Origin of the sequence: Pseudomonas lurida (assembly GCF_013522705.1) — a bacterium.
Taxonomy (GTDB): Bacteria; Pseudomonadota; Gammaproteobacteria; order Pseudomonadales; family Pseudomonadaceae; genus Aquipseudomonas; species Aquipseudomonas quebecensis.
In genome coordinates this window covers 158,374-171,802 of sequence record NZ_JAAMRE010000001.1, presented here as the reverse complement: position 1 = coordinate 171,802, position 13,429 = coordinate 158,374, and the positions used below count along the sequence as shown (strand labels likewise).

The window sequence follows — 13,429 nt, the reverse complement described above, 5'->3', positions numbered from 1 at the left end:
CATGGCCAGCAGCCGTGCGTCACGCCTGGCCCCGGTGGTGGAAATGGCCGAGAAGGCCGAGAAAACCGCCGTGCAGCGCCTGGGGTATTTCCAGGGCCAAGTGCGCCTGGCGGAAAGCAAGTTGGGCGACCTCGAACGTTTTCGCGGCGAGTACCAGCAGCAATGGATCGAGCGTGGCACCAAAGGCGTGTCGGGCCAGTGGCTGATGGGTTATCAGGGTTTTCTCAACCAATTGGAAACAGCGGTCGGCCAGCAGCGCCAGAGCCTGGCCTGGCATCAGAACAACCTGGAAAAAGCCCGCGAGAGCTGGCAACAGGCGTTCGCCCGCGTCGAAGGCCTGCGCAAGCTGGTGCAGCGTTACATTGACGAAGCACGCGCGATCGAAGACAAACGCGAACAGAAACTGCTCGATGAACTGTCGCAGCGTCTGCCGCGTCCGGAGCAGTTCTAAATCAGGGTGCGCTGTTGCTCACATCCCGTTCACCTGCTAAACCTTGTGTGTAGTCCCACGACAAGGAAGCAGTCGCATGGCAGTCGAGTCAGAAGTATCCCCGGACGGGAAGAAGTTGACGATCGTGATCAAAGGCCGGTTCGATTTCGGCCAGCATCAGAAGTTTCGTGATTCCTACGAGCGTTTCTATAAGGTCCCGCAGGCCTATATCGTGGACCTCAAGGAAACCACTTACATGGACAGCTCGGCGCTGGGGATGCTCCTGCTGCTGCGCGACCACGCCGGTGGCGACGAATCGCAGGTTACTGTGATCAACAGCAACCCTGACGTGCGCAAGATCCTCGCTATCGCCAACTTCGATCGGCTGTTTGACATCAATTGAGCGCTCTGGCCCCCGCCCATGAGGCGCTCACGATCCTGATCGCCGACGACAGCCCCGCCGACCTGCTGTTGCTGTCGACCATTGTGCGACGCCAGGGCCATCAGGTGCTCACCGCTGCCGATGGTCGCGAAGCCGTCGAAGTGTTTACCCGTGAGCGCCCGCAACTGGTGCTGATGGATGCACTGATGCCGGTGATGGATGGCTTCGCCGCTGCGCGCTGGATCAAGCAGCTGTCGGGGGAAGCCCTGGTGCCGATCATCTTCCTCACCTCCCTGAGCGACAGCGCCGACCTGGCCGAGTGTCTGGACGCGGGTGGCGATGACTTCCTGCCCAAGCCCTACAACCCGCTGATCCTGGCCGCAAAAATCAACGCCATGGACCGCCTGCGTCGGTTGCAGGCCACGGTGCTGCAGCAGCGCGATCTGATCGCCAAGCACAATGACCACCTGTTGCATGAGCAGCGGGTGGCCAAGGCGGTGTTCGACAAGGTCGCCCACTCCGGTTGTATCAATGCCGCGCCGAATATCCGCTACCTGCAGTCGCCTTACGCGCTGTTCAATGGCGATCTGCTGTTGGCGGCCTACACGCCGTCGGGCGATATGCATGTACTGCTGGGGGATTTTACCGGCCACGGCTTGCCGGCGGCGGTGGGGGCCATGCCCCTGGCGGACGTGTTCTACGGCATGACCGCCAAGGGCTATGGCCTGGCGCAGATCCTGCGCGAGATGAACGCCAAGCTCAAACGCATCCTGCCGGTGGACATGTTCTGTTGCGCCACTTTGTTGTGCCTGAGCACCGATCGCCATGTGGTGGAGGTATGGAACGGCGGCATGCCCGAGGGCTATGTGCATCAGGTCGCCACAGGCAAACGCACATCGCTGGCATCGCGGCACTTGCCGTTGGGTGTGCTGTCGGCCGAGCTGTTCAATGACTGCACTGAAGTCTGGCCTATGGCGTTGGGGGATCGCGTGTTTCTGTTGTCCGACGGCGTGCTGGAGACCGCCGACGCGAATAACCAGTTGTTCGGGGTCGAGCGCTTGCAGCAGGTGTTCGCTGCCAACCGCGAGCCTGATCGCTTGTTCGAAGATGTCGAGCAGGCCCTGGCGGCATTTCGCGGGGAGGCGCGCGATGACGTGAGCATGGTGGAGATCACCTTGCAGTCCGGCCCGGCGTTGCGTGCGAGTGGGCCGCTGTATGCCGACAGCGGCCAGTCGTGCCCGCTGGACTGGTCGGTGAATTTCGAGTTCCGCGCCCAGACCCTCAAGCGCTACAACCCGCTGCCCTACCTGTTGCAATTGCTGCTGGAGATCCATGGCCTGCGCGCGCAGAGCGGCGCACTCTACAGCGTGATGGCCGAGTTGTACTCCAACGCGCTGGAACATGGCGTGCTGGGCCTGGACTCACGGCTCAAACGCGATGCCCAGGGGTTTGCCGAGTACTATCGCCGGCGCAACGAACGATTGGCCGAGTTGAACAGCGGTTACGTGCGAGTGCAGGTACAAGTGGTGCCGACCGACGCCGGCGGCACGATGACCCTGCGCATCGAGGACAGCGGGCCGGGATTTGATGTGGACAAGGTGTTGGCGCAGCCCTTGGATATCGACCGTCTGTCCGGTCGCGGCTTGAGCCTGGTACGTCGGCTAAGTCAGGACGTGCGTTGGTCCGACGGCGGGCGGTGTGTGTGCGTGGAGTTTTCGTGGGAGGCTCTGGCATAATCCGCCGATTCTTGATCAAGGAGCGAGCAAGTGGTTGATGTTCATCTGGACCCGGTAGTGTTGTCGGGTTTGCAGGAAGTCATGGAAAGCGAGTACCCCAAGTTGCTCGATACTTTTCTTGACGATTCGCAAAAACGCATCGAAGCATTGCGCCAGTCTCGGGGCGACGCGAAGGCGCTGGGGCGTATTGCCCATAGTTTCAAAGGCAGCAGCGGCAACCTCGGAGCGGTGCGCTTGGCGCACTTGTGTCAGCGCTTGGAGGCCGAATCCGCCGAGGCGGCCGGCGATCTGGAGGCACTGGTGGATCAGATCGATCTTGAGTTTGCGTTGGTCAAGCCGCTGTACGAGTCGGAGCGTCAGCGCTTCCAGATGTGACGGTGGCAACCAACCCTCGCCCAGCCGAAACCAAACCTGGCCCAGCCGAAACCAAACCTGGCCCAGCCGAAACCAAACCTGGCCCGACTCTTGCTCTATCTCCTCATACTGCATCCCCGATCCCCATGCAGTGGAGACCTTTACCATGCCAGTCGCCCCGAATTCGCTTCTTCAGGCTGCCCCCGCGGCCAAGCCTCAAGCGCCCTCCGCCAATCTACCGGCGGTGGCTGCGGAGCCACGGGACAAGGGCCCTGGCTTCGCTCAAGTGTTCGCCAGCCAGGGTTCAAAGCCTGCCTCCAAAGGCGACGACAACTCCACCAGACCCAGCCGCGACAAGCCCGTCGATGCCAGCGCCAAGCCGGCTGCCGGGAGTGACAAGCCTGCCGCCAAGGCACCGGCGGTTGCCGATAGCGGCAATCCTTTGCCTGCCGGCCCGCCTGCGGCCAAGGCGGACGACAGCGTCGGTTCGGACGATGATGCCCCGGTTGATCCGGCCCTGGTGCAGCAGCTCCCGGCCGACCCGGTGGTCGACCCGGCGCTGATCGCGGCCGTCACCCCGGTCGCCGTGCCGGTGCCGGTGGAAGCCCCGACACCAGTCGCCGACACGCCGGATGATCACGCCCAGCCGTTGGTTGCCGCGCCGCCGGTGCCGGTGGCCGCGAGCGAAGAGGCCAAGCCCGCGTTCGACCCTGCGGCCGACCCGCTGGATGCAATGCCGGCCGTGCGCCTGGCCATGGAGCAGGGCGGTCATGTGTCGGCCAGCAGCCAGGCGCCAGCCAAAAATGCGTCGACGCCGACCCTGGACCAACCGACCGCCGCGCAGAATTTCGCTGCCGGCCTGGCCACCCTGGTCGACCAGCAGGCTACCAAGGACAGCACCGACCAAGGGGGCGACAAGGCCTTTGGCGGTTTGATCGACGACGGCCTCAAGGACCTCAAGAGCGCCGGCAGCGACACGCGTGTCGATGACTTCGCCAACCGCCTGGCCGCCCTGACCCAGGCCGCCACGCCGAAAACCGCCAACGCTTTGCCGCCCGTCGCGAATGCGCCGCTGGCCATGCACCAGAGCGGCTGGACCGATGAGATCGTCAACCGCGTGATGTACCTGTCGAGCGCCAACCTCAAGTCGGCAGAAATCCAGTTGCAGCCGGCCGAACTCGGGCGCCTGGATATCAAGGTCAACATGACCGCCGACCAGCAGGCCCAGGTCAACTTCATGAGCGCCCACCCAGTGGTGCGTGAAGCGTTGGAAAGCCAGTCCGGCCGCCTGCGTGAAATGTTCGCCCAGCAAGGCATGGGGCAGGTGGATGTGAACGTGTCCGACCAGTCCCGTGGTCAGGAACAGCAGCAACAACAGGCGCAGACGGGGGGCGTTAGCCGCAGCGGGCGGGGCGGCGACAGCGGTGACAACGGCAGCCACATTGATGTGGCCGAAGCAGTGGCGCCCGTGACTTCGACGGTGATCGGCTCCAGCGCCGTCGATTACTACGCCTGATGTAGGTCTGGCATAGGACAAAATGGGGCAGGGGGCTTGCTGTGGTGAGCTGGCTTTGATGTGGTGAGCGGGCTTTGATCTGGTGAGCTGGCTTTGATGTGGTGAGCGGGCTTGCCCCGCGCCGGGCTGCGAAGCGGCCCTATTCCAGGCGATGTGGTTTCAGCTGACACTCCGAGGTGCCTGGGTTTGGGGCCGCTTCGCAGCCCGGCGCGGGGCAAGCCCGCTCACTACAGAGTTATGTGTCAGCCTTTAAGGTCTGTGTAGATGCCCATGCTCATCGGGGCAAGCCCCCTCCCACTCGAATCGCATTCCAACTTAATTACCCACTGACGAAACCAGATCACAATGTGGGAGGGGGCTTGCCCCCGATGAGGATGTGTCAGTTCATACATCGGTTGCTGATACACCGCTATCGGGGGCCAAGCCCCCTGCCACACTTGATTTGTGGTGTTCCTTTGTCTGTGTTCAGCCAGACAACTCTGGCATAACACTTGCTCTTGCCTTCCCGTAGATCTATGAATCCCCGAATAGTGACGGATTATTGGCATGGCGAAGAGCGAAGACGCAGCAGCAAAACCACCCGCGGGCAAAGGTAAGCTCAAGCTTATTCTGTTGATAGTCGTGGGCCTGCTCCTGGCCATTGGCGCGTCGGTGGGCGGCACCTGGTACATCATGCACAGCAGTGCCAGCAAACCGGCTCCCGCCGCCGAAACCGCTACCAACGTCAAGCAACCGGCAATCTTCGAGCCGATGCTTCCGGCGTTTGTCGCCAACTTCAACCAGAACGGCCGTCAGCGTTACCTGCAGGTGAGCATCACCTTGCTGGCGCGCAACCAATCGGACCTGGATGCCCTCAAGGTGCACATGCCGGTGATCCGCAATAACCTGGTGATGCTGTTCTCCAGCCAGAGCTTCGACACCCTGGCCACCCCGGTCGGCCAGGAAATGCTGCGCCAGAAGGTCACCGCCAGCGTGCAGGAAGTGGCCCAGAAAGAGCTCGGCAAAGTAGTGGTCGAACAGGCGCTCTTCACTAACTTCGTATTGCAGTAGGATCACGACATGGCCGTGCAGGACCTGCTGTCCCAGGATGAAATCGATGCGCTGTTGCATGGCGTCGACGATGGTCTGGTACAGACCGAAATGGCTGCCGAGCCCGGCAGCGTCAAAAGTTATGACTTGACCAGTCAGGATCGCATCGTCCGTGGACGCATGCCGACCCTGGAAATGATCAACGAACGTTTCGCCCGTTATACGCGCATCAGCATGTTCAACATGCTGCGCCGTTCGGCGGACGTGGCGGTGGGTGGCGTGCAGGTGATGAAGTTCGGCGAGTACGTGCATTCGCTGTACGTGCCCACCAGCCTCAACCTGGTCAAGATCAAGCCCCTGCGCGGCACCGCGCTGTTCATCCTCGACGCCAAACTGGTGTTCAAGCTGGTGGACAACTTCTTCGGCGGCGACGGCCGTCACGCCAAGATCGAAGGCCGTGAATTCACCCCCACCGAGCTGCGGGTGGTGCGCATGGTGCTGGAGCAGGCCTTCATCGACTTGAAGGAAGCCTGGCAGGCAATCATGGAAGTCAATTTCGAGTACATCAACTCGGAAGTGAACCCGGCCATGGCCAACATCGTCGGGCCCAGCGAAGCCATCGTGGTCTCCACCTTCCATATCGAACTCGACGGCGGTGGCGGCGACCTGCACGTGACCATGCCGTACTCGATGATCGAGCCGGTGCGCGAGATGCTCGACGCCGGCTTCCAGTCCGACCTGGACGACCAGGATGAGCGCTGGGTCAAGGCCCTGCGCGAAGACCTGCTGGACGTCGACGTGCCGCTCAGCGCCACCGTGGCGCGCCGCCAGCTGCGTCTGCGCGACATCCTGCACATGCAGCCTGGGGACATCATCCCGGTGGAGCTGCCGGAACAAATGATCATGCGCGCCAATGGCGTGCCGTCGTTCAAGGTCAAGCTCGGTTCCCACAAGGGCAACCTGGCATTACAAGTGGTTGAGCCGATCACCCGCCGCTGACCCCTAATTTATAAATGTTTGCTTCGCCGAGGACATGTAATGGCTACCGAACACGAAAACACTTCCGCCGAAGACCAGGCCCTGGCTGATGAATGGGCGGCTGCCCTGGAAGAAACCGGCGATGTCGGCCAGGACGATATCGATGCTCTGCTGGCCGCTGATGCCGCCACCGCGCCAGCCGGCAACCGCCTGCAGATGGAAGAATTCGGCAGCGTGCCGAAGAACAACGACCCGGTGACCCTCGACGGTCCGAACCTGGACGTTATCCTGGATATTCCGGTGTCGATTTCCATGGAAGTGGGCAGCACCGAAATCAACATCCGCAACCTGCTGCAACTCAACCAGGGCTCGGTGATCGAGCTGGATCGCCTGGCCGGCGAGCCGTTGGACGTGCTGGTCAACGGCACCCTGATCGCCCACGGCGAAGTGGTAGTGGTCAACGAAAAGTTCGGTATCCGTCTGACCGACGTGATCAGCCCGAGCGAACGCATCAAGAAGCTGCGCTGATATGAACCGGCTCACGGTGGGACTGTTAATCGCGCTGCCCCTGCCGGCCTGGGCGGCCGAGCCAGTGGCTCAGGCCGCTGCCGCGCCGGTGGTGGGCAGCGTGGGCGGGCAACTGACCCAGTTGGTGCTGGGCCTGTTGCTGGTGGTGGGTTTGATCTTTGTGCTGGCCTGGCTGATGCGCCGCGTGCAGCGCGTGGGGCCGGGCAACGGCCAGGTCATCGAGATGATTGGTGCCCGCGCCCTCGGCCCGCGTGATCGCCTGGTGCTGGTGCAAGTGGGCGAGGAGCAGATTCTGCTGGGTATCACACCCGGCCGCATCACCCCATTGCACGTGCTCAAGACCCCTGTGAATGTCGACAAGACCCAGTCCGCCACGCCGGAATTTGCCCAGCGCCTGATGGAGTTGCTGGGCAAGGACCAGAAGGATAATAAGTAATGCGCGTTTTATTGACGCTCATGCTGTGGCTTGCGGCGCCGCTGGCGTTCGCCGCCGACCCGCTGTCGATCCCGGCTATTACGCTGGGCACTAACGCGGCCGGCGCGCAGGAGTATTCGGTCAGCCTGCAGATCCTGCTGATCATGACCGCGCTGAGCTTTATCCCGGCGTTTGTCATGCTGATGACCAGCTTCACGCGGATCATCATCGTCTTCTCGATCCTGCGGCAAGCGTTGGGCCTGCAGCAGACGCCTTCGAACCAGATCCTCACCGGCATGGCGCTGTTCTTGACGCTGTTCATCATGGCGCCGGTGTTCGACAAGGTGAACACGCAAGCCCTGCAACCTTACCTGGCGGAGAAAATCACCGCCCAGGACGCCATCGACAAGGCGCAGGGCCCGATCAAGGATTTCATGCTGTCGCAGACCCGCTCCAGCGACCTTGAGCTGTTCATGCGCCTGTCCAAGCGTACCGACATCGTCAGCCCCGACCAGGCGCCGCTGACCATTCTGGTGCCGGCGTTCGTTACCTCGGAATTGAAGACCGCGTTCCAGATCGGCTTCATGATCTTTATCCCGTTCCTGATCATCGACCTGGTGGTGGCGAGCGTGCTGATGGCCATGGGGATGATGATGCTGTCACCGCTGATCATCTCGTTGCCGTTCAAGATCATGCTGTTTGTGCTGGTGGACGGCTGGGCGTTGATTATCGGCACCTTGGCCAGCAGTTTCGGAGGGGTATAGCGCTATGACTCCAGAAGTCGCCGTCGACCTGTTCCGTGAAGCGCTGTGGCTGACCACCGTGATGGTCGCCGTGCTGGTGGTGCCCAGCCTGTTGGTGGGCCTGCTGGTGGCGATGTTCCAGGCCGCGACCCAGATCAACGAACAGACCTTGAGCTTCCTGCCGCGCCTGCTGGTGATGCTGGTCACGCTGATCGTCGCCGGGCCGTGGCTGGTGCAGTCGTTCATGGAATACATCCTGCAGTTGTACGGCAGTATTCCGCAGTTGATCGGCTGACCCGATGCAATCCTTGCTGGCCTTGACCGACACGCAGATCAGCACCTGGGTGGCCTCGTTCATCCTGCCGCTGTTTCGCGTGACGGCGATGTTGATGGCCATGCCGGTGTTCGGCACGACCCTGGTACCGCGGCGGGTGCGCCTGTACTTCGCGGTGGCGATCACCGTGGTGATCGTGCCCGGACTGCCGCCGATGCCGCCGGTAAATGCGCTGGACCTGAGCGCGCTGCTGCTGATCGCCGAGCAAATCCTAATCGGCGCCTTGCTCGGCTTTTCCCTGAGCCTGTTTTTCCAGGCCTTCGTGATCGCCGGGCAAATCATCTCGGTCCAGATGGGCATGGGCTTTGCCTCCATGGTCGACCCCACCAACGGTGTGTCGGCGGCGGTGATCGGGCAGTTCCTGACCATGTTGGTGACCTTGCTGTTCCTGGCCATGAACGGTCATTTGGTGGCGTTCGAAGTCATGACCGAAAGCTTCATCACGCTGCCGGTGGGCTCAGGATTGGTGGTGAACCATTTCTGGGAAATCGTCGGGCGCCTCGGCTGGGTGCTGGGCGCGTCACTGTTGCTGGTATTGCCGGCGATCACGGCGCTGCTGGTGGTCAACATCGCGTTTGGCGTGATGACCCGTGCGGCGCCGCAACTGAACATCTTCTCGATCGGTTTCCCATTGACCCTGGTGTTGGGCATGGGGATTTTCTGGATCGGCCTGGCCGACATTCTCAATCAGTATCAACCGCTGGCGACCGACGCCTTGCAGTTTTTACGTGATCTGGCACGGGCGCGCTGAGCCATGGCCGAGAGCGAGAGTGGTCAGGACAAGACAGAAGACCCCACGGAGAAACGCAAAAAGGACTCCAGGGAAAAGGGCGAAATCGCCCGCTCCAAAGAGCTCAATACCGTCGCCACCATGATGGCCGGCTCCGGTGCGCTGCTGATCTATGGCGGCGGCCTGGCCCTGGATCTGATGGAGCTGATGAAGCTCAACTTCGCCTTGCCCCGCGAGGTACTGCTCAGCCCCGGCGCGATGGGCCAGTACCTGCTGCACTCGGGCAAGATCGCGATCCTGGCGGTACAGCCGATTCTGATTACGTTGCTGCTGGCCGCGCTGATCGGCCCGGTGTCCCTTGGCGGCTGGCTGTTCGCTGCCAGCAGCATGGCGCCCAAGTTCAGCCGCATGAACCCGGCGGCGGGGCTCAAGCGCATGTTTTCGGCCAAGGCGCTGGTCGAGCTGCTCAAGGCCTTGGCCAAGTTCATATTGATTCTGTTCGTGGCCATGGCGGTGTTGTCGTCCGATATCGATGACTTGCTGCGCATTGCCCATGAGCCGTTGGAGTCAGCGATTATCCATAGCGTGCAGGTGGTGGGCTGGAGTGCGCTGTGGATGGCGGCCGGGCTGATCCTCATCGCTGCGGTGGACGCTCCGATCCAGCTGTGGGAAAGCCATAAGAAACTGCTGATGACCAAGCAGGAGGTGCGCGACGAGCACAAGGACCAGGAAGGTCGGCCCGAGGTCAAGCAGCGCATCCGTCAGCTGCAGCGCGAAATGTCGCAGCGCAAGATGATGGCTTCGGTGCCGGATGCCGACGTGGTCATCACCAACCCGACCCACTACGCGGTGGCGCTCAAGTACGACCCGGAGAAGGGCGGGGCGCCGATGCTGCTGGCCAAGGGCAGCGACTTCACCGCGCTGAAAATCCGCGAAATCGCGGTGGCCAACGACATCCTGCTGCTGGAATCGCCGGAATTGGCGCGCTCGATTTTCTACTCCACCGACCTCGACCAGGAAATTCCCGCCGGGCTTTATCTGGCGGTGGCCCAGGTGTTGGCGTATGTCTATCAGATTCGCCAGTATCGCGCCGGCAAGGGCAAGCGTCCTGATCCGCTCAAGGATCTGCCGATTCCGCCGGATCTGCGCCGCGATTCCTGAGCCGTCGGGTAATCAGTCGTGCTGTGGCAGGCCTGCTCTCACCGCAAGGTCTCCTCATCCATAAGTCCTCCCATTGGCCGTTACCACTCGTCGCTGATCAGTGTCTACCTGTCAACTTTGACAGTAGCCAGCATCGCTTTCTCGCGGTTCCATAACCTCGCTGCGCATCAAGATGCAGGGAGTGGGAAATGCAGGTTTTTAAAGGCTGGGTTCAAGCGTATGACCCACAGACCGGCAAGGGTTTGATCGCTCCGGAGGAGTGGGGTGAGGTGGTGGCGGTCGATCTGCTCAGCTCAGGCGGTCGTTTGCTTTCGCAGGGCCAGAGAGTGGCATTTCAGAAAATCCATCGTCCTGATGGAGTCTATGCGTGCGAGATCAAGCTGATCTGCGTTTAATTGAAGTGTACGGAGAACGGCAATGGCAACAGGTACTGTGAAGTGGTTTAACGCGGAGAAGGGCTTTGGATTTATCACTCAGGACGGTGGGGGCGATCTATTTGTCCACTACTCGGCCATAAAGAGCGACGGATTCAAGACCCTTGAAGAGGGGCAAAAAGTGGAGTTCGAGGTTACCCAGGGGCCCAAAGGTGCTCAGGCTGAAAACGTTCGCGCCCTTTGAGCTTCAGTTCTTCGGTGTTGGACTAGCGAGCGGGCCTCCTAGAGACGGTCCCCAATTCTTGCAATAAATGTCCTCAGCAGCGCTGGCTGCACATAGCGCAAATGTGGGAGGGGGCTTGCCCCCGATGGCGGTGTATCAGGCACCTGATCCAGGCCTGACAGACTGCAATCGGGGGCAAGCCCCCTCATTACATTTGGATGACAACATCCGATCCCCCGAGTGTTTGTGAGGTTCTCCAGGCACAAAAGTAAAGTTGGAAGGCTTCTTGCAATACCGCCTGCAAGTCGCCAGCTGGCGTCAAAAGTTTGCTTCAAGGAAACGAGGAATACCGGTGGTGGATCGCTCTCAAATGCTCAGCACGGCCCGTGGCACCCTGACTGACCTGTCGCGGGGCAATCTGGGTGTGCCGTTGTTGTTGCTGGTGATGCTGGCAATGATGATGTTGCCGATGCCGCCGTTTCTGCTGGACGTGTTCTTCACTTTCAACATCGCGCTGTCCGTGGTGGTGCTGCTGGTCTGCGTGTACGCCCTGCGTCCGCTGGATTTCGCGGTGTTCCCCACCATCCTGCTGGTGGCGACCCTGTTGCGCCTGGCGCTCAACGTCGCGTCGACCCGCGTGGTGATGCTGCACGGTCAGGACGGCCACGCCGCCGCCGGTAAGGTGATCCAGGCCTTCGGTGAAGTGGTGATCGGCGGTAACTACGTGGTCGGTATCGTGGTGTTCGCCATCCTGATGATCATCAACTTCGTGGTGGTGACCAAAGGCGCCGGGCGTATTTCCGAGGTGAGCGCGCGTTTCACCCTCGACGCCATGCCCGGCAAACAGATGGCCATCGACGCCGACCTCAACGCCGGTCTGATCGACCAGAACCAGGCCAAGTCGCGCCGCCTGGAAGTCGCCCAGGAAGCCGAGTTCTACGGCTCCATGGACGGTGCCAGTAAATTCGTGCGCGGTGACGCCATCGCTGGCCTGTTGATCCTGTTCATCAACCTGATCGGCGGCATGGCGGTCGGTATCTTCCAGCACGGCATGAGTTTCGGCGATGCCGGTAAGGTGTACGCCTTGCTGACCATCGGTGACGGTTTAGTGGCGCAATTGCCATCACTGTTGTTATCCACAGCGGCGGCGATCATGGTGACCCGTGCGTCGGGCTCCGAAGACATGGGCAAGCAGATCAGCCGGCAGATGTTTGCCTCGCCCAAGGCCCTGGCCGTGGCGGCGGGCATCATGGCGATCATGGGCCTGGTGCCGGGCATGCCGCACGTGTCGTTCCTGAGCATGGCAGCCATGGCCGGCGGCGCGGCTTACCTGTTCTGGAAAAAACAGAACATGGTCAAGGTCCAGGCCCAGCAAGAGATCGCTCGCCAGCAGGAACTGCTGCCATCCCCGGCCCGCGCCCAGGAAACCAAGGAATTGGGCTGGGATGACGTGACCCCGATCGACATGATCGGCCTGGAAGTCGGCTACCGCCTGATCCCATTGGTGGACCGCAACCAGGGTGGCCAATTGCTCGCGCGGATCAAGGGCGTGCGCAAGAAGCTGTCCCAGGACCTGGGCTTTTTGATGCCCACCGTGCACATTCGCGACAACCTCGATTTGGCGCCCAGCGCCTACCGCCTGACCCTGATGGGCGTGATCCTGGCCGAAGCCGAGATCTACCCCGATCGCGAACTGGCGATCAACCCCGGCCAGGTGTTCGGCAGCCTCAACGGTATTACCGCCAAAGATCCGGCTTTCGGCCTGGAAGCGGTGTGGATCGAAATCAGCCAGCGCAGCCAGGCCCAATCCCTGGGCTACACCGTGGTCGACGCCAGCACCGTGGTTGCCACGCACCTGAACCAGATCCTGTACAAGCACTCTCACGAGCTGATCGGCCACGAGGAAGTCCAGCAATTGATGGGGTTGCTCGGCAAAGCCTCGCCAAAACTCGCCGAAGAGCTGGTGCCGGGCGTGCTGTCGCTGTCGCAATTGCTCAAAGTGCTGCAGGCGCTGCTGGCCGAACAAGTGCCGGTGCGCGACATCCGCAGCATTGCCGAAGCCATCGCCAACAACGCCGCCAAGAGTCAAGATACCGCCGCGCTGGTGGCCGCGGTGCGCGTCGGATTGTCCCGCGCAATCGTGCAAAGCATTGTAGGGCTTGACTCCGAGCTGCCTGTTATCACCTTGGAGCCAAGGTTGGAACAAATATTGCTCAATAGTATTCAGAAGGCAGGGCAAGGCCAGGAAGAAGGCGTTCTGCTGGAGCCAAGCATGGCTGAAAAACTGCAGCGTTCGTTGATCGACGCCGCACAGCGCCAGGAAATGCAGGGCCAACCGGTGATTCTGCTGGTGGCGGGTCCGGTCCGAGCGATGTTGTCGCGGTTTGGACGCCTGGCAGTACCGAATTTGCACGTGTTGGCTTATCAGGAAATTCCTGACAACAAGCAAGTGACTATCGTCGCGACAGTAGGGCCCAACGGCTGAGGGTAGTGGGT

General features: G+C 61.4%; 16 protein-coding genes. All 16 read left to right on the top strand.

The genetic code is table 11. The features are described from left to right. Window position 1 precedes the first annotated feature (1 nt). The 16 genes from fliJ to flhA all read left to right on the top strand — a co-directional run bounded on the left by fliJ (window position 2) and on the right by flhA (window position 13,418). Window positions 2-451 carry a flagellar export protein FliJ gene (gene fliJ, locus G7025_RS00720; RefSeq protein ID WP_181075845.1) on the top strand — a complete coding sequence of 150 codons (450 nt, stop codon included), beginning with the start codon at window positions 2-4 and terminating at the stop codon, window positions 449-451. 76 nt (window positions 452-527) lie between these two features. Next, window positions 528-833 carry an STAS domain-containing protein gene (locus G7025_RS00715; RefSeq protein WP_181075843.1) on the top strand — a complete coding sequence of 102 codons (306 nt, stop codon included), beginning with the start codon at window positions 528-530 and terminating at the stop codon, window positions 831-833. Then, window positions 830-2,548 carry an ATP-binding SpoIIE family protein phosphatase gene (locus tag G7025_RS00710; RefSeq protein ID WP_181075841.1) on the top strand — a complete coding sequence of 573 codons (1,719 nt, stop codon included), beginning with the start codon at window positions 830-832 and terminating at the stop codon, window positions 2,546-2,548. The genes G7025_RS00715 and G7025_RS00710 overlap by 4 nt, the downstream gene beginning before the upstream one ends. A 30-nt stretch (window positions 2,549-2,578) precedes the next feature. Beyond that, window positions 2,579-2,923: an Hpt domain-containing protein gene (locus tag G7025_RS00705; protein ID WP_181075839.1), complete on the top strand. Its 345-nt coding sequence runs from the start codon at window positions 2,579-2,581 to the stop codon at window positions 2,921-2,923. A gap of 145 nt (window positions 2,924-3,068) precedes the next feature. Next, the gene (locus G7025_RS00700; protein ID WP_181075837.1) at window positions 3,069-4,418 is read left to right on the top strand and encodes a flagellar hook-length control protein FliK; all 1,350 of its coding nucleotides are present in this window, start codon (window positions 3,069-3,071) and stop codon (window positions 4,416-4,418) included. Between the two features lie 546 nt (window positions 4,419-4,964). Beyond that, window positions 4,965-5,468 carry a flagellar basal body-associated protein FliL gene (gene fliL, locus G7025_RS00695; protein WP_181075835.1) on the top strand — a complete coding sequence of 168 codons (504 nt, stop codon included), beginning with the start codon at window positions 4,965-4,967 and terminating at the stop codon, window positions 5,466-5,468. A 9-nt stretch (window positions 5,469-5,477) separates the two neighbouring features. Then, window positions 5,478-6,446 (top strand): flagellar motor switch protein FliM, encoded by a 969-nt coding sequence (fliM, locus tag G7025_RS00690; RefSeq protein WP_181075833.1) that lies wholly within the window; start codon window positions 5,478-5,480, stop codon window positions 6,444-6,446. 39 nt (window positions 6,447-6,485) lie between these two features. Then, on the top strand, window positions 6,486-6,953 hold the full coding sequence (gene fliN, locus G7025_RS00685; protein ID WP_181075831.1) for a flagellar motor switch protein FliN: 468 nt from the start codon (window positions 6,486-6,488) through the stop codon (window positions 6,951-6,953). Window position 6,954: 1 nt separating this feature from the next. Continuing rightward, entirely contained in the window at window positions 6,955-7,389 is a 435-nt protein-coding gene (gene fliO / locus G7025_RS00680; protein WP_181075829.1) for a flagellar biosynthetic protein FliO, read from the top strand. Further along, a complete protein-coding gene (fliP, locus tag G7025_RS00675) occupies window positions 7,389-8,132 on the top strand; it encodes a flagellar type III secretion system pore protein FliP (protein WP_181075827.1) in 744 nt (247 codons plus the stop codon). Before fliO ends, fliP begins: the two co-directional genes overlap by 1 nt. A 4-nt stretch (window positions 8,133-8,136) precedes the next feature. Beyond that, window positions 8,137-8,406: a flagellar biosynthesis protein FliQ gene (gene fliQ, locus G7025_RS00670; RefSeq protein WP_034099472.1), complete on the top strand. Its 270-nt coding sequence runs from the start codon at window positions 8,137-8,139 to the stop codon at window positions 8,404-8,406. Between the two features lie 4 nt (window positions 8,407-8,410). Beyond that, a complete protein-coding gene (gene fliR / locus G7025_RS00665) occupies window positions 8,411-9,196 on the top strand; it encodes a flagellar biosynthetic protein FliR (protein ID WP_181075825.1) in 786 nt (261 codons plus the stop codon). A 3-nt stretch (window positions 9,197-9,199) separates the two neighbouring features. Continuing rightward, window positions 9,200-10,336, top strand: coding sequence for a flagellar biosynthesis protein FlhB (flhB, locus tag G7025_RS00660; RefSeq protein WP_181075823.1), 1,137 nt, complete (start codon window positions 9,200-9,202; stop codon window positions 10,334-10,336). 188 nt (window positions 10,337-10,524) lie between these two features. Continuing rightward, a complete protein-coding gene (locus G7025_RS00655) occupies window positions 10,525-10,731 on the top strand; it encodes a cold shock domain-containing protein (RefSeq protein ID WP_181075821.1) in 207 nt (68 codons plus the stop codon). Between the two features lie 22 nt (window positions 10,732-10,753). Then, window positions 10,754-10,954 carry a cold-shock protein gene (locus G7025_RS00650; RefSeq protein ID WP_181075820.1) on the top strand — a complete coding sequence of 67 codons (201 nt, stop codon included), beginning with the start codon at window positions 10,754-10,756 and terminating at the stop codon, window positions 10,952-10,954. 349 nt (window positions 10,955-11,303) lie between these two features. Next, window positions 11,304-13,418, top strand: a complete 2,115-nt coding sequence (flhA, locus tag G7025_RS00645) for a flagellar biosynthesis protein FlhA (RefSeq protein WP_219855131.1) — start codon at window positions 11,304-11,306, stop codon at window positions 13,416-13,418. Window positions 13,419-13,429 lie beyond the last annotated feature (11 nt).